The organism is Paenibacillus terreus, assembly GCF_042138595.1.
Classification (GTDB): Bacteria; Bacillota; Bacilli; order Paenibacillales; family Paenibacillaceae; genus Paenibacillus; species Paenibacillus terreus.
On the sequence record NZ_JBHIRX010000002.1, the window covers coordinates 215,280 to 236,643 of the forward strand.

The 21,364-nt window shown below is 51.7% G+C and carries 15 protein-coding genes; 13 read left to right on the forward strand and 2 right to left on the reverse strand.

Translation table 11 applies throughout. The features are described from left to right. The first annotated feature begins 82 nt into the window (after positions 1–82). From ACE5KN_RS05220 to ACE5KN_RS05245, 6 genes are all read left to right on the forward strand, one after another. The gene (locus ACE5KN_RS05220; protein ID WP_375523264.1) at positions 83–1,084 is read left to right on the forward strand and encodes an ABC transporter permease; all 1,002 of its coding nucleotides are present in this window, start codon (positions 83–85) and stop codon (positions 1,082–1,084) included. A gap of 66 nt (positions 1,085–1,150) precedes the next feature. Next, positions 1,151–2,050: a nickel transporter permease gene (nikC, locus tag ACE5KN_RS05225; RefSeq protein WP_375523263.1), complete on the forward strand. Its 900-nt coding sequence runs from the start codon at positions 1,151–1,153 to the stop codon at positions 2,048–2,050. Positions 2,051–2,145: 95 nt separating this feature from the next. Next, positions 2,146–3,561, forward strand: coding sequence for a deoxyguanosinetriphosphate triphosphohydrolase family protein (locus ACE5KN_RS05230; protein WP_375523262.1), 1,416 nt, complete (start codon positions 2,146–2,148; stop codon positions 3,559–3,561). Positions 3,562–3,689: 128 nt separating this feature from the next. Beyond that, positions 3,690–4,628: an MsnO8 family LLM class oxidoreductase gene (locus tag ACE5KN_RS05235; protein WP_375523261.1), complete on the forward strand. Its 939-nt coding sequence runs from the start codon at positions 3,690–3,692 to the stop codon at positions 4,626–4,628. A 253-nt stretch (positions 4,629–4,881) separates the two neighbouring features. Next, complete coding sequence (locus ACE5KN_RS05240; RefSeq protein ID WP_375523260.1) at positions 4,882–6,768, forward strand: methyl-accepting chemotaxis protein; 1,887 nt, start codon at positions 4,882–4,884, stop codon at positions 6,766–6,768. A gap of 80 nt (positions 6,769–6,848) precedes the next feature. After that, a complete protein-coding gene (locus ACE5KN_RS05245; protein WP_375523449.1) occupies positions 6,849–7,727 on the forward strand; it encodes a THUMP domain-containing class I SAM-dependent methyltransferase in 879 nt (292 codons plus the stop codon). Positions 7,728–7,988: 261 nt separating this feature from the next. Here ACE5KN_RS05245 and ACE5KN_RS05250 read toward each other — a convergent pair whose 3' ends face one another. Continuing rightward, positions 7,989–8,948 (reverse strand): D-2-hydroxyacid dehydrogenase, encoded by a 960-nt coding sequence (locus ACE5KN_RS05250; RefSeq protein ID WP_375523259.1) that lies wholly within the window; start codon positions 8,946–8,948, stop codon positions 7,989–7,991. A 282-nt stretch (positions 8,949–9,230) separates the two neighbouring features. Between ACE5KN_RS05250 and thpR the strand changes: the two genes are divergently transcribed. Both thpR and ACE5KN_RS05260 read left to right on the forward strand, forming a co-directional pair. Continuing rightward, positions 9,231–9,824 carry an RNA 2',3'-cyclic phosphodiesterase gene (gene thpR / locus ACE5KN_RS05255; protein WP_375523258.1) on the forward strand — a complete coding sequence of 198 codons (594 nt, stop codon included), beginning with the start codon at positions 9,231–9,233 and terminating at the stop codon, positions 9,822–9,824. A gap of 99 nt (positions 9,825–9,923) precedes the next feature. Next, positions 9,924–10,751 (forward strand): cell wall hydrolase, encoded by an 828-nt coding sequence (locus ACE5KN_RS05260; protein WP_375523257.1) that lies wholly within the window; start codon positions 9,924–9,926, stop codon positions 10,749–10,751. Positions 10,752–10,762: 11 nt separating this feature from the next. On the opposite strand, the gene ACE5KN_RS05265 is transcribed toward ACE5KN_RS05260, so the two are convergent. Next, the gene (locus ACE5KN_RS05265; RefSeq protein WP_375523256.1) at positions 10,763–11,932 is read right to left on the reverse strand and encodes an MGDG synthase family glycosyltransferase; all 1,170 of its coding nucleotides are present in this window, start codon (positions 11,930–11,932) and stop codon (positions 10,763–10,765) included. 531 nt (positions 11,933–12,463) lie between these two features. Between ACE5KN_RS05265 and gltB the strand changes: the two genes are divergently transcribed. The 5 genes from gltB to ACE5KN_RS05290 all read left to right on the forward strand — a co-directional run bounded on the left by gltB (position 12,464) and on the right by ACE5KN_RS05290 (position 21,334). Then, the gene (gltB, locus tag ACE5KN_RS05270) at positions 12,464–17,065 is read left to right on the forward strand and encodes a glutamate synthase large subunit (protein ID WP_375523255.1); all 4,602 of its coding nucleotides are present in this window, start codon (positions 12,464–12,466) and stop codon (positions 17,063–17,065) included. A gap of 357 nt (positions 17,066–17,422) precedes the next feature. Next, positions 17,423–19,039 carry a sensor histidine kinase gene (locus ACE5KN_RS05275; RefSeq protein ID WP_375523254.1) on the forward strand — a complete coding sequence of 539 codons (1,617 nt, stop codon included), beginning with the start codon at positions 17,423–17,425 and terminating at the stop codon, positions 19,037–19,039. A gap of 35 nt (positions 19,040–19,074) precedes the next feature. Continuing rightward, the gene (locus ACE5KN_RS05280; RefSeq protein ID WP_375523253.1) at positions 19,075–19,713 is read left to right on the forward strand and encodes a response regulator; all 639 of its coding nucleotides are present in this window, start codon (positions 19,075–19,077) and stop codon (positions 19,711–19,713) included. Between the two features lie 258 nt (positions 19,714–19,971). Beyond that, on the forward strand, positions 19,972–20,712 hold the full coding sequence (locus tag ACE5KN_RS05285; RefSeq protein ID WP_375523252.1) for a YveK family protein: 741 nt from the start codon (positions 19,972–19,974) through the stop codon (positions 20,710–20,712). Next, positions 20,696–21,334 carry a CpsD/CapB family tyrosine-protein kinase gene (locus ACE5KN_RS05290; RefSeq protein WP_375523251.1) on the forward strand — a complete coding sequence of 213 codons (639 nt, stop codon included), beginning with the start codon at positions 20,696–20,698 and terminating at the stop codon, positions 21,332–21,334. The genes ACE5KN_RS05285 and ACE5KN_RS05290 overlap by 17 nt, the downstream gene beginning before the upstream one ends. The last annotated feature ends 30 nt before the right edge of the window (positions 21,335–21,364 follow it).

Sequence of the window (21,364 nt, forward strand, 5' to 3'; positions counted from 1 at the left end):
GTGTGTTCCGCGGCCTGAAGTTTGGCCGTTTGGGGCAGCCGCCGATATGTTCATACCCACAGCAAGCGGGCGGTGAATTGATTTGAGTGCATACATTATTAAAAGAATAGCTGTACTTATCCCTGTACTGCTGGGCATGACGTTAATCGTATTTTCCATCATTCATGCCATTCCAGGTGACCCAGCGGACACGATTCTTGGGGATAAAGCCACAGAGCAGTCCAAGCAGGCGCTGCGGGAGCAGCTGGGACTGGACAAGCCGTGGCTGCAGCAATACGGAGCGTATTTAGGGGAACTGCTGCGCGGGGATTTGGGAGATTCCATCCGCACGCGCGAGCCGATTGCCCGGGAAATGCTGCCTTATCTGGCGGCTACACTGGAACTAACGGTAGCCAGCATGCTGTTTGCGCTGATCGTTGGTGTCAATGCAGGCATCATCAGCGCCTGGAAGCAAAATTCCTGGTTTGATTATGCCAGTATGGTGGTTGCGCTGGTTGGTGTGTCCATGCCGATCTTCTGGCTCGGTCTCATGGAGCAGTGGATTTTCGCGAACAAGCTGCACTGGCTTCCTTCCATCGGACGCATGAATCCGCGTGATCCGATCGAGGCGGTGACTCACTTGGCCGTGATCGACGCCATTATTGCCGGACGCTGGGACCAAATCTGGACTGTTATCAAATATTTGATTTTGCCGAGCATCGCTTTAGGTACGATTCCAATGGCCGTCATTGCAAGAATGACGCGCTCCAGCATGCTTGAGGTCATGAATTCCGAGTATATCCGGACAGCCCGTGCCAAGGGGCTTGCGCCATTTCGCGTGGTTTATAAGCATGCACTCAAAAATGCTGCCATTCCGGTGCTGACGGTCATCGGCCTGCAGACAGGCTCTCTGCTTGGCGGTGCGGTGCTGACAGAGACCATCTTTGCTTGGCCGGGTGTAGGCCGTTATATTTATGATGCGATCAGCTCGCGGGACTATCCGGTCATTCAGAGCGGTATTCTCGTGATCGCATTTTTGTTCGTCATTATCAACCTTATTGTCGATCTGTTGTATGCCGTGATCGACCGCCGTATACGTTATTAGTAATCCGGCGCAACTTCATTTAAATGACTGCCACTCCGGTGAGGCAATGACAGGCAGGAGGAAATTATGAGTCAAATTTCAATGAATACACGAAAGGCAGGCATCCCGGCCGCAGAACGGGCATCAGGACCGTGGCGGGATGCCTGGAAGGCCTTCCGGCGGAACAAGACAGCTGTCGTTGGCTTGTCCATCATTATTTTATTCATCATCATCGCGATCATCGCGCCTCTGCTATCCACTTATGACTATAAGGAACCGTCGCTGACCGATCGGCTGCAGGCGCCGTCCGCCGAGCACTGGTTTGGCACGGATGATCTGGGACGGGATATTTTCACACGGACTTTATTTGGTGCGCGCATCTCGCTCTGGGTTGGTTTTTTATCTGTTGTAGGTTCGATTATTCTGGGGACGGCGCTTGGCATTCTGGCCGGTTTTTACGGAAAATGGTGGGATATGCTCATCTCCCGGCTGTTTGATATTTTGCTGGCCTTCCCTGGCATTCTGCTGGCGATTGCCATCGTCGCCATTCTGGGCCCTTCGCTTGAGAATGCTCTATATGCGATTGCCATCGTCAACGTGCCGACTTACGGACGCCTGGTGCGCTCCAAGGTGCTCAGTCTGAAGACAGAGGAATATATCACGGCGGCGCGGGCAATCGGGGTCAAGAACTCCCGGATTCTGATCAAGCATATTTTGCCTAACAGTCTGACGCCCATTATTGTACAGGGAACGCTCGGAGTCGGTACAGCTATCATTGAAGCGGCCGCGCTGGGTTTTCTGGGCATGGGGGCACAGCCGCCGGAGCCGGAATGGGGCAAAATGCTGTCCGATTCCAGACAATTTATTCAGACCGCACCGTGGACCGTCTTCTTCCCGGGCCTGTCCATCATGCTGACGGTACTCGGTTTCAACTTGCTTGGGGACGGATTAAGGGACGTGCTGGATCCGCGTATGAAACCGAAATGAGCAGGTAATCCCTCTGCAACATGAATGGATAACTGTCTTTTCCGGCAGGCCAAAAATGTGTATAATCACTCCAACTATGTAGGGAGTGAAATTGCATGACATGGAACGCTAAAAGAGAACACCGCCAGCATCCGGAGCAGATCCGTTCCGATGCTTCCCGTGCGGCTTATGAAAGAGATTATTCACGTTTGATCCATTCGCCGACCTTCCGCAGACTGCAGGGCAAATCCCAGGTATTCGGTGCAGGCACCGGCGATTATTACCGGACACGTCTCACCCATTCGCTGGAGGTTGCGCAGATTGCCCGTGAAGCGGCGCGCAGCTTGATCCGGGCATATCCTGACGCGGCTTTCGAACGGGCGGATAATCCCGGGCTGGTCATTGATTCCGAGGTTGTGGAATGCGCAGCCATCGCCCATGATTTCGGTCATCCTCCTTTCGGCCATAAGGGCGAGGAAGTACTGGACGGCATCCTGGACCAACTGATTGAGCAACGAGCAAGGGAGGCAGCCGACGCGCTTGGACTTCCTCCCCTGTCGGAGCCGGCTCTGGAGATTCATAAGGAGATGCGGCTCAAATATGAGCATTTTGAAGGCAATGCCCATAACTTCCGGCTGATCATGTTTCTGGAGAAGCGGGAGGATATTGACGGGCTGAACCTTTCGGATGCGGTGCTGCTGGGCATTAATAAATATCCTTATCCCGGAACGGTGAACAAGAAGGGCATGTACCTCCATGAATGGCAATATATCGAAGCAATCCGTAGGGACTGGGGCATTCCGGACGGCAAAAAAACGCTAGAAGCGCAGCTGATGGACCTGTGCGACGATATTGCTTATTCCGCGCATGATCTGGAGGATGGTATCAAAGCGGGGAAAATTGAGGTGCATGAGCATTTTTTATATGATCCTTTATTAAACAAGCTCATTACCGAAAAAATCACTACCCTGGAGGACCCTTTCTGGCAGGGGTGGACCCCCGGGCAGATTACGCGCAAGGTTGAAGCGGTGCTTAAGGAATTTCTCAAGGTGTGGAATGCAAAAATGCCGTTCTGCGAAAATGATTATTCCCGCACTCGGCGTGAGGTCAAGGCGTATTGGGTAAGCCTTTTTGTGAACAGCCTCGGCATCATTGATGACGGGAACTGGAAGAAGGTGACCTTTGTCAATGAAGGCGCCGAGGATGAGGATATGCTGAGAACAGTGAGTGTGCTCAAGAGTTTTGCCTGGGTTACGATGATCCGCGATCTCAGGGTACAGCGGCTGCAAAAGCGCAGCGAATGGATGCTGAAGCGGTTGTGGCAGGCCTTTGTGGATCCGGAGACCTCCAAAGCGATTGTTCCGAGTGACTGGCTGCTCCGTTTTGAACGTGATCAGGCGAAGCCGAAGCCCATGTGGACATGGGAGCATATGATCATCGATTATATTGCCGGTATGACGGATGCGTTTGCGGAGAAGATTTACAATGAATTATACGGATTGAAGGTGGGGTCCATTTACGATCTGGATTAAGGCGGATTGAAGCGGATTAGCCGATGCATTATATTGAAGAGAAAGGAGCAGTCCTGAAGGGCTGCTTTTTTCGTATGAGAAGCAGTAGTGAAAGGTAAACCATCAAGAAAATGATTGGAGGATCTGACATGACAAAACAGCCGATCCGATTGGGAGTGCTGGATCTGGTGCCGCTGCTTGGCGGCTGCAGCGCCGAGGAAGCGGTGCGCAGAGCCGGAGAACTGGCACGCCAGGCGGAAGCCTGGGGCTATCACCGCTATTGGACCTCCGAGCATCATGATATAAAAGGCCTTGCCTCCGCCAGCCCTGAGGTGCTGCTCGCCCACATCGGCGCGGTAACTTCTACCATTCACATCGGCTCCGGGGCCATCCTGCTGCCGCATTACAGCCCGCTTAAAGTTGCGGAATGGTTCAATCTGCTGGCGGCGCTCTATCCAGGCCGTGTAGAGCTTGGAATCGGGCGCGCGCCTGGCGGTGGAGCGCATGCCTCCATGGCGCTGAGCGGCAACTTTCTGGAGCGGGTGGCGAAGATGCCCGAAACGATTGCTTCATTAAAAGCACTGCTTGAAGGCAGCTACCGTTACGAGGATGTGCCGGTAACCGCACAGCCGCTGCCCGAGCTTCCGCCGTCCCTGTGGATGCTGGGTACCAACCGCAAGGGTGCGGAGTATGCGGCCCGCTACGGGACTGGTTATGTGTTCGGGCAGTTTATGAGCGATCAGGATGGGCGCGGGATTTTGGAGGCGTACCGTGAAGCATTCTCGCCTTCAGCAAATCTGCCTGCCCCCCGGACGATGGTGGCGGTTGGTGTCATTTGCGCGGAAACCGAAGAAGCAGCATACCAATTGGCGGAACAGGCCCGCCGCAGCCGGGAAGGGGAGCAGATGCCGGGACCGGAGCGGAAAGGAGACGGCTGGCTGATCGGGTCCCCATCCCAGGTGGGGGACAAGCTGCGGGAACTGCAGCAGCGCCTGCAAACCGATGATTTTTTGCTTGTGACAGAAATCGCGGATTATGAGAAGAGGTTGAAAAGCTACCGTCTCTTGTCAGAATATTTTCGTGAATGAAAGTAAATTTTCATGTATTACCGTTAAATTTTCGTAAAAATAGTGAAAATTCATCTTTTTTATGACTAAAGAACTAAAAAGACACTCCCGGACTTCCGAAAAAACAGATATACACGTAATTGTACAGCTGACTCCTTTCTATGGATAAGCCGCATATTTACAGGTATATAATCCCGGCAGCGCGATCCACGTCAGGATTTCTTCACAGGCCATACATAGAAGAGGAGTAGGATGAAGGGGGATGTCTGAAAAGATGAATAATCGTAAACTTTTGGACAAACGTGGAGAGCTCACAAAGAAGAAGGATGGGAAAAGTCGACTTGTGAAGTGGTCTGAAATCAAAGACAAGCTTAAAGGCATCAGGCTCCCGGAAAGGAAGGGTCATCCCGAACCGGGCAAAGGGCTGCGGTTGGACACCTGGTTTGGGGTCAACAAGAGTGTCGGTAAATTTACTGCTCTTATTTTTGCCGGCCTGATTGTCTATTTGCTGATCTTTGGTGTCGTATCCCTGCTGCAAATGAACAAAATGCAGCAGAATTCATCTAACATTGTGGACAATGTAATGCCTGCCCTGGAGGATGTCAACAGCATTCGATATGCCACCGAGCATGTATTAACATTAAGCTTCCGTCATTTCGCCACAGGCGACCCTGGTGAAAAAAGCCTGCTTGAAGAAGAACGCAATAAAATGGTGCGGGTGGCGGCGCAGAGCTTTAAAAGACTTGAAGCGCGGCCACTGACGTCCGGAGAGACGGAGCATTTGCAGGCGCTTCATGAAAAATGGGATAATTACCTTAAATTGAACATGCAGGCGATCAACCTCAGCAATGATGAGCAAAGCGATTTGGCTGCAGAAGTCGCATCCAAGGGCACCAATGCTTTTACCGCCATGGAGGGAGATCTGGATTATCTCGTTTCATTCAATCGGGACAAGGCTGCGTCGGCAGGAAGCGAGACGCGCAGCAGTTTTGTCTGGGCGCAGGCGATCACAGGCATTTGTCTTGTCTTGGCTGTTGCCCTGGCTTTCACGGCGAACCGGCAAATTACAAGGCGGGTGATTGCCCCATTACGTACATTTACTTCCAATGTTAAGGTCATCGCCAAAGGGGATCTGACCGGTGACAATATAATTGTTGCTTATAAGGACGAAATCGGAGAGCTTGCCGAGTCAGTGAATCTGATGAAGCGTAACTTTACAGCCATGGTGCAAAGCATCCATGATATCTCCGGAGTAATGAATCAGCGGACTGCGGAGCTGGCCGCGTCCGCTCTGGAGGTAAAGGCAGGCAGCGAGCAGATTGCCATTACGGCAGCGGAGCTGGCCAAGGGGGCTGAGGATCAGGCACTGACGGCGGCAGATTCCGCGGCTTCGGTAGAGCATTTGAATGAGCGGATTGCACAGCATGCGCGGCATGGGGAGGAACTGCAGCGTAATTCCGAGCTAGTGCTTGATAAAGGAAATATTGGCAAGGCCGCTATGGACCAGTCTGTCAGCCAAATGTCAGTGATCTCCCGTCTGGTGTCCGATTCCATGGACAAGGTTATGGAGCTGGACCGCAAAAACCGCAATATCGACCGTTTGGTACAGACCATCCGCGAGATAGCCCAGCAGACCAATTTGCTATCACTCAATGCGGCGATTGAGGCGGCAAGAGCCGGGGAAAGCGGACGCGGCTTTGCGGTAGTAGCCAAGGAGGTAAGCAGTCTGTCTGAAGCGGTCCGGCAGGCGGTGTCCCAAATCACGGGTATTACCGCAGATATTCAGAACGATTCGCGCGCAGTCGTAGAATTGCTGCAGGCTGGAGTGCTGCAGACAGAGGAGGGCAACAAGCAGATGAGCATCACCGGCCAGGCATTTACGGAGATTAATCAATCGGTGGCCTCCATGGTGGAGGTGATCGCGCAGGTCTCTTCCAATCTGCAGAGCATGCAGGAGGCCAGCGAACAGATGAATGAGCAGAGTCAAAATATTTCCGCCGTTTCCCAGCAGGCTGCTGCCGGGGCAGAACAGACATCAGCATCGGTGCAGCAGCAGGTGTCCAACATTGAAACGGTTACGGAGAGCATCAGCTCGCTGAAGGAGCTGTCGGATATTTTGCTGGAATCGGTATCCCAATTCGAGATTCGGAAGACATCGTGAGCAGCGGGTTGAGCAAACCATTCCGGTATGTATATTTGTATGCATGTCATGAAACCGAGCGAGAGCTGTGTGAACTGGAAATGCTGCGGTTATTTGGTACCCGGCCGCTTACATCCATGCTGGTTGCAGCCGACCGGCTGATTGATCCGGATACAAGCCCGTTTATCCGGCTCAGGCTGGATGTGCTGGCCGCGGCCGGGGACCTGGCGGAACTGGCAGCTGCCGCAGCAGAATTGACCGTAGAGGAAGAAGACACTTTTAAAGTAACTTTTATCAAAGAAGGGGAAAGCACGGAGGATTACACAAGACAAAGAGAGATTGAGCGTGAAATCGGTTGGCGTATCCGGGGCAAAGCTAACATGAAGGAGCCTGACATCGTCTTTGGCATCGTCCGCCTGCAAGGACAATGGCTGCTGGGCCGATGTGTGTACAGCGGCCGTTCCTGGCTGGATCGCCGGCATAAACCGCAAAATTATTCCACAGGTCTTCCTGTGCTGGCGGCTAAAGCGCTTGTGAATCTGGCTGCCCCCTATCCGGAGGGCAGGAAGCTGATCGACCCCTGCTGCGGCATGGGCAATGTGGTGATCGAAGGGTTGATGACCGGCATCAGCATTCGCGGCAATGACATGAATCCGCTGGCTGTTAAAGGGGCACGGGTAAATCTGCGCCACTATGGCTTCCCGGAAGAGCTGGTAACGCTTGGAGATATGAATTTGCTGGAAGGGCATTATGATGCCGCTATCCTGGATATGCCCTACAATCTTTGCTCAGTATTGCCACAACCGGAGAGGGACCGGATGCTGGCAAGTCTCAGAAGGCTTGCCGACGAAGCCGTTGTCGTAAGCATTGAACCGATCCGTGAGGCGCTGCTTGCTGCAGGCTGGCAGATTGAGGCGGAATGCAGGTTATATAAAGGCGAGCGTGCTGGCATGGTCAGGGAGATCTATATTTGCAGATAGAGCATACAAGCCTACTATTAATGAAAGAGTCGTCCCATCAGCAGAATTTTCTGCAGCGGGACGGGCTCCTTTTTCATTAAGTGCAAGTTCAAAAAGTCAGGTTTTCAGCACCGAGAAGATTGGATGAAGCTAGGGACTGAGGAGCGGAGCGTACGTTTGGTGTACGTGAGCACCGGAAGGCCCGGCTGAATTCAAGATTCGATGTCGAGTCCGCTTCCTGACTTACTTCGTGATCAAAAGATGACTTTTTGAACTACCTCTTTAATATTTTACTCTGTAATCCACCAAATTGCGCGGAAGCTCGCGTCCGGCTGTGTAGGCCTTCAGATTTTCCAGGAAAATATCAAAAACGCGCTCATCATAACGTATCGTATCTCCCGCAACATGGGGAGTAATCAGCACATTATCCATCGTCCAAAGCGCATGGTCGGCAGGCAGAGGCTCTTCCTCAAAAACGTCCAGGCCGGAGAAAGCAATCTGGCCATTTTCCAGAGCTTGTATCAAGGCACTGGTTTTGACCGTCTGGCCGCGTCCGACATTGACAAAGAACATGCCACGCTTGAAAGCGGCGAACACCTTTTCATCAAAAATATGCAACGTCTCGTCCGTCAGCGGCAGAATGTTCACGACAATATCCGCATCTGCCACGGCATCCAGAAGCCCGTCCATGGTGTACATCTGATCCACATGGGGAACGTCTCTGCCGGAGCGGCGCACTCCCGTGACTTTCAGGCCGAATGCTTTGGCGATGCGGGCGGTTTCTGTACCAATTTCCCCCACACCGGCAATCAGAATCGTCTTTCCTTGCAGTTCCTGGAGCGAGTTGTAGCCAGGCTTTTTCCAGGTCCGCTGCTGCTGCAGCTTTGTGGAGGCTTGCATATACCGGGTGTGGGAGAGCAGAAACCCGAAGATCATTTCCGTAATCGGGATGGCGTGCACGCCGCTGGCATTTGTTAACATAATATTTTTTTCTTCCAGCTGTTCCAGCGGCAGCGTATCTACCCCTGCCGATCTGGTCTGAATCCAGCGAAGGGGACTTTCCGGATCAAGCGCGGTTTCTTCATATCTCGTGGACCAGCCCAGCAAAATTTCTGCCTGCCTGATCGTTCCGGGGTCGATCTCTCTGGCCTTTCCCTGAATGATCTCATAGCCTGGGGCCGTTTCCCGGATAAGGGATTCCTGTTCGGGTGACAGAACCTGCATACTAACGATTTTGCCCATCAATCATTACCTCCCGAGCGTGCTTTTATGTGTTATTTAAACATTATCTATAATCAGAATACCAGATATGGAGTCACCATGACGCGAATCGTCGATACAATACATCCGGTTTTAAGTACATCCCAGAAATTATAGCACATATGTTCGTTTTTTTGAAAGCAAATTCTCCCATCTGCAGAGGTTTAGGGAGCTTAACATGCATGAATGTAAATGCGGGTGTGAATGACCGGCCTTTGTGGAATGATGAATCATATCAATTTTTGTTAAAGGAGGCGGCAGATAATGTCAAAACCAGGAAAAGAAAACGCTGCAAGCGAGCGGCTCTTTACAGCCGTCCGGCTTCCCCAGCATCTTCAGGAACAGGTAAAAGTTTGGCGGGATGGCATAAAGAGGACTATGTCCTTCCGCACATGGACCGATCCGCGCGACTATCATATTACTCTTCAATTTATGGGTGACGTGGATATAAACACCATACCAAACGTAACAGATGCTCTGAAGGAGGCGGCAGCCAAATGCGGCTCGTTCCAGCTTCGCTTGGGCGGGGCGGGAACCTTCGGGAGACCGGCTTTTCCAAGGGTGCTGTGGAGAGGAGTTGAAGGGGATCGGGATATGCTCAAGCTGCTGCAGAAAACCGTGGCAGATCACACAATGCCGCTTGGTTTCGTGCCGGAAGAGCGGCCCTATAGCCCTCACATTACCATTGCAAGATCATATACCGGGTCAGGACCCGCAGAACCCATTCCTGATCATGAAAATGATGGGAGTGACAGCTCCTGGACCGTCGCTGATTTCGTGCTTTTTGCGACAAGATTTGGCAGGAAACCGATGTATGAAATTCTGCAAACATTTCCGATTCCATATTCTCGGCCTTGAAATGGTGTCAACTTAGTGATACTATTGTTCAGCGTTATTCAAAAGGTGGATTTTAGGTTACATAACTGAAGAATGTGCCTAAATAACGGGAGGAACAAAATGGAAATCATTAAAGAGCATCGTTGGATCGCACCTCTTATGAGCGTGCTTATGGTATGTATATTGGGGATCAGTGTGGTTGTGGAAAGTCAGAATAAAAAGACTGGAACAGCGGCAAATACAGCCGATTCACTGCAGTGGTCGGCTGCCACAGCTGCGAATCTGGAACAGGACAGGTCCAGGCCCATGCATATTGTGGACCAAACCGGCCCGTCCATACATGAATTGCACAGCTTGAAAAGCGTCATGCCCACCCTTCTGCTGCAAAATCACGCGGAAAAGGCGGCACTGGACGCAAAAGCGGCACAAGCTGCAAAGAACACCCGCTCTGCTGCAAAACAGGCTGCTCCAGCCGTCAGCAAAGCTAAAATCCAATCCCAATCCCCTCCTAAAAAACTCTTCTTTACGCGGACTGCCATGTTGACCCAGGCGGATCAGGCCAGGGCAACATGGAGTTACAGCATCACCGCGCAAGAAGTGCTTCTGCTGCAAAAAATCGTCATGGCAGAAGCAGAAGGCGAACCGTACGAAGGCAAAGTGGCAGTTGCCAACGTTGTCTTAAACCGGCTGCGGTCAGCCAATTTCCCAGATACCATACGCGAAGTCATTTATCAAAAAGCCCAATTCAGTCCGGTAGCCAACGGGCGTCTTAAACGTGTCCATCCGAACGCGGAAACTGTGAAAGCAGTCAACCAAGCGCTTGAAGGGCACAAAGCCGTCCCGGATAATACTTATTATTTTTTGTCCCTGACTTTAGCTGATGATCTTACGGTTCATCATTCGCGCACTAAAGTGAAAACGATAGGCCGGCATACGTTTTACAAGTGAGCAGGCGGCTTTCACGTACCGGACAAATGAAGTTCGGACCGGTCATGAAAGGCGGATTCGGTTGTTAAACGGAATACGGTTGCCGGACAGCATAACGGATCGTATTTGAGTTCCGTCACGGCAGACTGCATAGTGTAACGAGCATTGCCCTTATTTTCATGAATATTATGTATTGCACTACGCAGACTTTGCTCCAGCTGAACAGGACCGGTTACCGTTTTGGCGCACCCGTTTTTTTCAAAGTATCCGCAATTCTCTTCTTCCTGACCAGGAAGCAAGGATGTGAACAGCATCGGAAGCCCTTTGGCTATCGCCTCCGTGCAGGTCATGCCGCCAGGTTTTGTAATCAGCAGATCGGATGCATCCATCAGCGTGCCGATTTCGCGGGTAAAGCCGAGTGCGTGAATATGGGGGTGCCGAAATGCCGGAGCTGCCTCAAGCTTGGCCAGCAGCCTGTCGTTGCTGCCTGTGCACACAATGACCTGAAGCTGATCCGCCATATGAACAAGCACGTTCATCATGCTCTCTTCAAGCGGAATGCCCCAGCCTCCGCCCATGACAAGGGCTGTAGGCATATCACGGAGGCCAAAGCGTACACGGGCCTCGGACTTGTCGCCGCGATCCCAGAAATCGGGATGTACGGGAATGCCTGTGACTGATATGCGGCTGCTCTCCACACCCCTGGCCTGGAGCTTTCTCCGGGCTTCAGATGAAGGAACCAGATATTGATTCACCTCCTGGCTGACCCAGGCTCCGTGAACATCATAGTCCGTAATCAGGGTGTAGAGAGGGATGTCCAGGCCGAGCTTTTTCAGCCGTGCCACGACCGCGCTGGGGAACGGGTGGGTGCAGACAATCGCATCCGGCTCCCAGCCTCCGATCACTCTCACGGCCCTTGTATAAAAAAGCTTGTGCAAAACGATGCGGGCCAGCTCATTCAGCTGTTTATGATACTGCCTGCGGTACAGCCGGCCGATCATTTTGGGCTGCTTGTATACCGTTTTGCGGTAGGCGGAGAATATGACCGGAGCTATTTTAGGATTCAGCATCGCAGCGAGCTCCATCACCTGCGTGCTGACACCCGGGTACAATTGGTGCAGACCGTCGGCGAGAGCGGCAGCGGCACGGGTGTGGCCCGTGCCGAAGCCTTCGGACAAGATCAGGAATCTTTTGGATAACATGAATGCACCTACTTTTTAAGATCGTTTAAATGCTGGAAACCTGGTTTCATCGTTAGTTTAAAATATGAAATTCCCAAGGGATTCATGAGCCGGAAAAAGGGTTTTGAAGCCTGGAATCCACGCCTGAATCCTGCAATATAATAAAAGCTTCATTTTATCGTATATTTATACATATCTTTCTTTGGTTGTCGCGCTGTTGCGGTAAAGCTTTGCTTCCAAAAATTTATTATCACAATCATAAAAACTTTGAATTGCTAACGCGTTAGGTCAGTGTTAAAATGATAGAACTAATCTATAACAAAAGCGTGAAGTGCATATTTATTGAATTTGCATTCTATCTATTAAAGCGGTCTCCGCCGCTTTGACCCGCATTCAATCTGTCAGGCGCCGCGCCCTTGGTGTCCAAGAGGCGGCGTTTCGTCGTACCCCCATTTTCAGCTCCTGCTGAATGTTAGTTTGTCGCCACCGTCTTCAGGTCCCATTCCGGGCAGGTCCCGGCTTTATGAGTTCAATACAGAAAGGTTGCGTTCTATGAGACAGACTGGACTACCTCCAAAACAAGGGCTTTATGATCCTCAATTTGAAAAAGATGCCTGCGGGATGGGCTTTGTCGCACATATCAAGGGCAAAGCTTCGCATGAAATTGTAAGTCAGGCGCTTACCATGCTTGAGAATATGGAGCACCGCGGCGGTCAGGGAAGCGAGCCGAATTCCGGCGATGGTGCCGGCATCATGCTGCAGATTCCGCACGCATTCTTTTCGGAAGAAGCGGCGGAGCTCGGCTTTGCGCTTCCGGCGGCCGGACGTTATGGCGTAGGCATGCTGTTCATGTCTACGGACGCCTCTGTTCGTGCAGGCCACGAAGAAGTGCTGAAGAACATCATTGCTGAGGAAGGCCAGCAGCTGCTGGGTTTCCGCGATGTGCCGACGGACGACAGCATGCTGGGCAAATCAGCCAAGGCTGCCAAGCCGCATGTGCGTCAGGTATTCATTGGCAGCAGCGCTGATTTTGAGGATGAGCTCTTCTTTGAACGGAAGCTGTATGTCATCCGCAAACGGGCTGAGCTTGCCATTCGTTACAGCGAGAATGAAGAGCATGGCGAAACGTTCTATATTTCAAGTCTCTCCTGCCGGAAGGTCGTATACAAGGGCATGCTGACAACAGCCCAGGTTGGCCAGTTCTATCTGGATTTGCGCGATAGCCGGGTAACCTCGGCCATAGCCCTGATCCATTCCCGCTTCAGCACCAATACGTTTCCAAGCTGGGAGCGCGCGCATCCGTACCGTTTCATGATCCACAACGGCGAGATCAACACGATGCGCGGCAACGTGAACTGGATGCATGCCCGCCAGGCACAGTTCCGGAGTGAACTGTTCGGTGAGGACATGGAGAAGGTCAAGCCGGTCATCAACCCGGACGGCTCGGATACGGCCATGTTTGATAATACGCTGGAATTTTTGTACCTGAGTGGCCGTTCGCTGCCACATGTAGCCATGATGATGGTTCCTGAGCCATGGAATAACCATGAGAGCATGGACCAGGCGAAGAAAGCATTTTACGAATATCACAGCACATTAATGGAGCCTTGGGACGGACCGGCTGCAATGGCGTTTACGGACGGCATTCAGATCGGCGCCATTTTGGACCGCAACGGACTTCGGCCTGCGCGTTATTATGTAACGAAGGACGATCTGATCGTGCTCTCCTCCGAAGCGGGCGTGCTCGACATCCAGCCGGAAAATGTGGAGTATAAGGACCGGCTTCGTCCGGGACGGATGCTGCTGGTCGATACGAAGGAAGGGCGCATTGTTTCCGATGAGGAGGTCAAGGCGCAAATCGCTTCCGAGCAGCCTTATCAGGAATGGCTTGACGAGCATCTCATCGATCTGAACGAGCTGCCTGACGCGCCGGAGCTGCCGGATCCGAAGCATGATAATGTGAACCAGCTTCAGCTTTCCTTCGGCTATACGTTCGAAGAGCTGCGCAAACTGCTGGAACCCATGGCCGCCACAGGGGCTGAGCCGATCGGTTCCATGGGTTATGACGCCCCGTTGGCCGTGTTGTCCGATAAACCGCAGCGTCTCTATAACTACTTTAAACAGATGTTTGCGCAGGTAACCAATCCGCCGATTGATGCCATCCGTGAGGAGATCGTTACATCGACCGGCACGACGATCGGGCCGGAACGGAACCTGCTGCATCCGGAACCGGAGAGCTGTCGCCAGATCCGTCTGGAAACTCCTGTGCTTTCCAATGAAGACTTTGCCAAGATCCGCCATGTCCATCGTCCTGGCTTCAAATCGATGACCATTCCGATCTTCTTCCCGGCCAAGGAAGGAGCTGAGGGGCTGCGTAAAGCTCTGGAAGAGCTGTTCGAGTCGGCTGACCGCGTCATTGCCAAGGGACATAATATCCTCATTCTGTCCGACCGTGGCGTGGATGCGGAAAATGCGGCCATTCCTGCGCTGCTTGCTGTTGCCGGGCTTCATCATCATCTGATTAAGAACGGAACGCGCACCAGAGTCAGCATTCTGCTTGAATCCGGGGAACCACGCGATATTCATCATTATGCGCTGCTGCTTGGTTACGGCGTGAGCGCCGTCAATCCGTACCTGACGTTCGAGACGCTGGATGACATGATTCAGCAGGGAATGCTGCGCGGGGTTTCGCACGAGAAGGCTGTCAAGAACTACATTAAGGCGGCAACCAAGGGTGTCGTTAAAATTTTGTCCAAGATGGGCATCTCCACCATTCAGTCCTACCGGGGCGCGCAAATTTTTGAGGCCGTTGGCCTGAAGCAGGAATTTGTGGATAAATACTTTACGTGGACACCGTCCCGTATTGGCGGCATCGGGCTTGAAGAGGTTGCCGCGGAAGCGCTGGCTCATCATAACCGTGCCTTTACGGATAAGGACGGCAGCGATAAAGTCCTCGATTCCGGCGGCGAGTACCAGTGGCGGAATGACGGGGAAGAGCATCTGTTCAATCCCCAGACCATCCATCTGCTGCAGCAGGCGGTTCGAACTGGCGATTATAAGCTGTATAAGAAATATTCAGAGCTCGTTCAGGGTGAAAATGAGAAGAAGCTTACGCTGCGCTCTCTGCTGAAGCTCAGACCAAACGGCCAGCCTGTGCCGCTTGAGGAAGTGGAGCCTGCCGAATCGATCATGCGCCGCTTCAAGACAGGGGCCATGTCCTTCGGTTCCATCAGCAAGGAGGCTCATGAAGATCTCGCCATCGCCATGAACCGTATCGGCGGCAAGAGCAATACCGGCGAAGGTGGCGAGGACCCGTCCCGTTTCGTGCCGGATGCGAATGGCGATTCCCGACGCAGCTCCATCAAGCAGGTGGCTTCCGGCCGTTTCGGGGTAACTTCGAATTATTTGGTGAATGCTGACGAAATTCAAATCAAAATGGCGCAGGGAGCCAAGCCGGGCGAAGGCGGACAGCTTCCAGGGCGCAAAGTATATCCATGGGTAGCGGAAGTGCGCGGATCAACGCCGGGCGTAGGCCTTATTTCCCCGCCGCCGCACCATGACATTTACTCAATCGAAGATCTGGCTGAACTGATCTATGATTTGAAAAATGCAAATCCGCGTGCGGACATTAACGTGAAGCTGGTTTCCGAAGTGGGCGTTGGCACCATTGCGGCCGGTGTCGCCAAGGGCCGTGCAGATATCATTCTGATCAGCGGTTATGACGGCGGTACCGGTGCATCTCCGCAGGGCTCCATCCGCCATGCGGGCATGCCGTGGGAGCTCGGTCTTGCCGAGGCGCATCAGACGCTGATTCTGAACAATCTGAGAGACCGCGTAGTGCTTGAAACGGACGGCAAAATGCTTTCAGGCCGCGATCTTGCCGTAGCAGCCCTGCTCGGTGCGGAAGAGTACGGCTTCTCTACAGCGCCGCTGGTTGCGCTCGGCTGCATCATGATGCGTGTATGCCAAATGGATACATGCCCTGTAGGCGTGGCTACCCAGAATCCGCAGCTGCGCAAGAACTACATGGGAGATCCGGCGCATGTCGTTAACTTTATGCGGTTTGTGGCGGAAGATGTACGTGAAATTATGGCTGAGCTCGGGTTCCGTACCATCCAGGAGATGGTTGGACGTACGGACTGCCTGGATGCATCCGCTGCGAATGAGCATTGGAAGAAGAGCGGTGTGGACCTGAGCCTGCTCTTGCATACGCCTGAGCTTCCGGAAGGAAGCGAACGGTTCCGCACGCAGCGCCAGAACCATGGTCTGGAGGAAACGCTGGATCAACAGCGGCTGCTTTCCATCGCTGCTCCGGCTTTGGAGAATAAAACTCCGGTCGAAGCGACGCTTCCGATCACCAATGTCAACCGTGCCGCTGGAACCATACTCGGCAGTGAAGTGACGCGTAAATATGGTGCTGCCGGCTTGCCTGAGGATACGATCCGCTTTCATTTTGTCGGTTCGGCGGGGCAAAGCCTCGGAGCGTTCATTCCGAAGGGCATTACCCTTACGGTTGAGGGCGATTCGAATGACTATGTGGGCAAAGGTCTGTCCGGCGGTAAAATCATCGTCAAGAAGTCTGCCAAGGCGACCTTTAAGGCGGAGGATAATATCATTATCGGCAACACGGCCTTCTATGGAGCGACAAGCGGTGAAGCGTATATCAGCGGTATAGCCGGTGAGCGTTTCGCTGTAAGGAATTCCGGAGCAAGGGTTGTTGTTGAAGGTGTAGGAGATCATGGCTGCGAGTATATGACCGGCGGCAGAGTTGTAGTGCTTGGAGGTACAGGGCGCAACTTTGCGGCAGGCATGTCGGGCGGTATTGCCTATGTATATGATCCTGAGGGCTCTTTCCTTGACCGCTGCAATCTGGAGATGGTGCTGCTTGAGCGTGTGGAAGACACGGCTGAGGCTGCAGACCTACGCGGTATGATCGAGCGCCATGTCGCTCATACAGACAGTGAGGCGGGACAGCGTATTCTGAAGGACTGGGAAGCTTCGCTTCAGTATTTTGTCCGTGTCATTCCTAAGGATTACAAACGAATGCTGGAGCAGATCGAGAAGGTGGAAGCAGCCGGCTTGACCGGAGATGAGGCTTTGCTGGCCGCATTTGAAGCCAACATGCGTGAGCTTGCCCGTACAGGCACGAACTGATCTGATTCGACAGCGTGATTTCCTTGGAATGGAAAAATAATTACAAAAAAATAACCTGCTGCAGGATGATTTTTATGTCTCCTGACAGCAGGTTTATTTTTTTTGAAGAATGAAAAAAATTCTTATTGACAACTGCAACAAATTGCGACATTACCCCGTTTAAAGTTTACTGAAACATGAAACTTGGCATAAAATATACCAAAATATTTTCGATGTAAACGTTTACTAGAATCAAGATGACTTGTTATTTCTTTTTTTATTCGTTATCATTTTTGTAACACATCGGATGTTTCATCTTCCCTACTAATCAAAGAATAGGGTGAAAGGATGAAAGCGAGGGCTACAGCGGAAGGCAGGATGATCTTTATATACAGGTATGCATCCTGGGCCTTCACATCACTTGCTTATGCATTAAATGACTCGGGCACGCTGAGTCACAAGCTGGCATTGATTTTTTTGTTGTTCTTTTTTGTGACGGTGTTTACGTACATTTACCGTAGATATCGCAAGCATGGGACGGTGCTGAAATTATTCATTGCCGCAGAAGCGCTGGGGATCGTAGTTCTGCAGTTTCTTACCGGCGGGATGGGAAGCCCGTACAAGTGGTACGTCATGAATCCGATCCTGGCAGCCGGAGTATATTTGAACGCCCTGTATTGCTGGTCATTGCTTGTATCTTATATCGGCATCCAGCTTACGCTTTGTTATGCCTTCTTCAATGTGAGCCGCATCAGCCTTCTCGATGTGCTGCTCCAGAATATGAATATGATTCTGGTGCTTGCCTTAACTACCATGGCCATGCAGGTGATCGGCACGATGAAGAGGGAGCTTATAAAAGCGAACGAGCGCACAAATGAAACGATGGACCACATCAAATCGCTGTATCACATCATGGAAACGGCAAGCCATAATAAAGCCATGAATATGGGGCAGGTTATTTCGGACTATGCAGTGAAGCTCACCAAGCAGAGCAAAGCGTTCTTCTGGCTGGATAACAGGGAAATTGAAGATGCGCCGGAGAGCAGCCAGACGGGCTGGACAGCGGAGGAAGAGCGGCAGCTATTCCAGACGCTGGCTGGTCATCGTGAGCAATTCCGGTTTGAGCGGGACCCTTTTTTCAAAAGCTTCCCGGAATGGGGAGATTTTCTGATGATGACGGTGCCGATGACGACACGGTTTGTAGCGGCGATCGGTGTTAAGCTCGACCCTGAGCAAGGGATGGAGAGAAGACGCTGGCTCGTGCAGCAGCTGATATTTCTTGCCGAGCTGAGCGCGATTTTCCTCGAACGCTACGAGCTGGAACGGGTCGAAAACCAACTGCTGGTGACGAATGAGCAGAACCGGATCGCCAATGAAATGCATGACAATGTATCGCAAAGTCTGTTCGGAATTGTGTATGCCACACACTCGCTGCGGCAAACGTGGCATCAGCTGGGCAAAGCCCAGGTAGATGAACAGATTGAATTGATTCAGGAGTCAGCGAATCAAGCGGTACGAGAATTAAGGCTTGCCATTCATAGTCTGAGCTCCAAGAAGAGCGGCGGACCGACCTGGATGGCCACGGTAAAGAGCCATTTACATATGCTGTCCAGGCTGAATAATGTTCAGATCGAGCTGCACAACACGGGAGAACAATACACACTGCCTTATTCATACCAGAAAGCAATGTTTCGTATGATATCGGAATCTGCCGGTAATGCGATCCGTCACGGTCATGCCAAGCAGATCCACGTTCATCTTGCGCTGACCCTGCGGCAGATCGAGTTAACCATCAGGGACGACGGCATCGGCTTCAGGACTGAAAAGCTTGCCGCAGGAGGGGAGGAGATTGGAGCGGAGGGTGGACTTGGTATGGAGAATATGGAATATCTTGCACGCTCATTGGGAGGTGAGTTTAGTGTCTCCAGCGCAGTCGGGAAAGGAACCGAGATTGTGATCAGGATTCCCGTCCAGGCAGCCGAACGAATTCAGTGAACTGAATCATTCCATTGGGAACAGGAGGTCGTGTGATGAAAATTGTCATTGTAGATGATCATCCTTTAGTAAGAAAAGGACTCGCTGCGGTAATATCCATGCAGCCGAATGTACAATTTGCCGGAGAGGCCAAAAATCAGCGGGAAGCGATGCTGGTCCTCGAAGAAACACAACCGGACTTAGTTCTGTTGGATCTGAAGCTGGCGGATGAATCCGGTCTGGATATCATCACAGCCGCACGCCGTATTGGCTTCAGCGGCAAGTTTATTTTGCTGACTTCCTCTGCAAGTCGTGAAGATTTTCTGAAAGCGGAGGAAGCAGGTGTAGACGGATATGTGCTGAAAGAGGCTCTTCCGGAAGAACTGCTGTATGCCATTCAGCTGGTGAGCAAGGGACGCAAGTATTATGATCCGACCATATTGGAGAACAAGCTGCGTGAGGACGCCGGATCACTTACCGACGAGCTGACGCCCAAAGAAAGAGAAGTTCTCATTGAGCTGGGACAGGGGGCATGCAACCGTGAAATTGCTGCGAAGCTGTTTATCAGTGAATTTACGGTGAAAAAACATGTCAGCCAGATTCTGGCCAAACTGCGTTTGGCGGACCGGACGCAGGCAGCGCTTTATGCCAATGCCATTGGTCTTGCGAAATATGAACCGATTACCACCATCTGATGTTTATGCGCGGAATGTTATTAAAAATCAAATAAAATTTTAAATGAAAGTAAAAACACGGAAGCGATTCCGTGTTTTTTTTATTTTCTAAAAAAGATGGTCCAAAAGTATACCAAAGAATGAACGAAAGTGGCAAACAAATCACTACTTCCGTTCCGATCAAAGTGCCGTAATGGTCCATGTGCGCTGCAGATGCCGTTGATAAAATGAAAATATATTTTTTATAAGTAGACAAAAAAGGCGGAAGGGAGGATTTCTGTGGAGAAGACGATATTGGACTATCTAGTATTAATAAGGAAAAGGCTGTGGCTCATCGCGGCATTTGTGTTGATTTCATGTATCACGACGTTTTATGTCAGTGAAAATTTCGTGAAACCGGTCTACTCTGCTTCCAGTCAAATGCTTATTAATAATTTTACCGGAGCAGAAGGCAGCAATGTTCTGAATGAAGTCAACACAAGCCTTAATCTGGTGGAGAGCTACAAGCAAATTATCACATCTCCTGCGATTATGGGAAAAGTCGTGGCCGATCATCCGGAATTCGGGCTGAACGCAGCGCAGCTGGCTGAAAAACTGAAGATCCAGTCCTCGGACAAGAGCCAGGTCATCGGTCTGACCATCGAAGGGGAGAACTACCAGACGGCTGCTGTTATGGTAAATTCCATATCCCAGACGTTCGTTCGTTCCGTTCCTGAATTGATGAATATGAATAATGTGAAAATTTTGAATCTGGCGGATACTGTCAATCAGCCGGAGCCGATTAACGGCAGCCCGGTCATGAATATTGCAATCAGCTTCCTTGTGTCTTTGATGGTTGCTTTGGGAACGATTATTTTCCTGGAGAGCATTAATGGCACACTGCGCAGTGAGCGCGAAGCCGAAGCCGATCTGGGTCTCCCGGTGATCGGGAGCATTCCCATGATGCGGAAGAAAGACCTGGGCGGCACAGTAAATTCAAAAGAACGAGTGGGGGAACGAACCTATGCTGCAGTTGAATGACACGTTGGTTGCCGAGAGCAATCCGGCCTCCTATATCTCGGAGTCTTTTCGTTCCCTTCGTACCTATATTGGGCAGCAGGTCTTGCGTCGCACAGACCAAGGGACCGTTCTGCTGTTTGCCTCGCCGGATAAAGGAGAGGGAAAAACAACTCTGCTGGCCAATCTGGGAGTTTCCTTTGCCCAGGAGGGACGCAAGGTGGTGCTGATTGATTGTGATCTGCGTCAATCCTCGCTTCATGAGGCATTCGGGATGGAGAATACCAACGGTCTGTCGGCATATTTGCGCGGAGGAGCAACTTCCAAGGAAATTTTGCGCAAGGGCGGACAGGAGCTGTACGTTGTGCCTGGCGGAGAAAACCTGTACAACGCGCCCGACCTGCTTGGCAGCGAGCGGATGGCGGCGCTGCTGAATGAATTGAAGAACGAGTATGATCTCATCCTGCTTGACAGCCCTTCAGCTTTGGAATACGCGGATGCCCGTTTGCTTGCCGCACGCACCGACGGTGTCATATTGGTGGCGAAGCATGCCAGAACGAAAAGGGAAAGTTTGCGCAAGACCAAACAGCTCATGGAACAGGCCGGAGCTACACTGCTGGGCATCGTAATGAACCAGGTGAAATGAAATAACACACCAACATAAACGCTAGGAGGA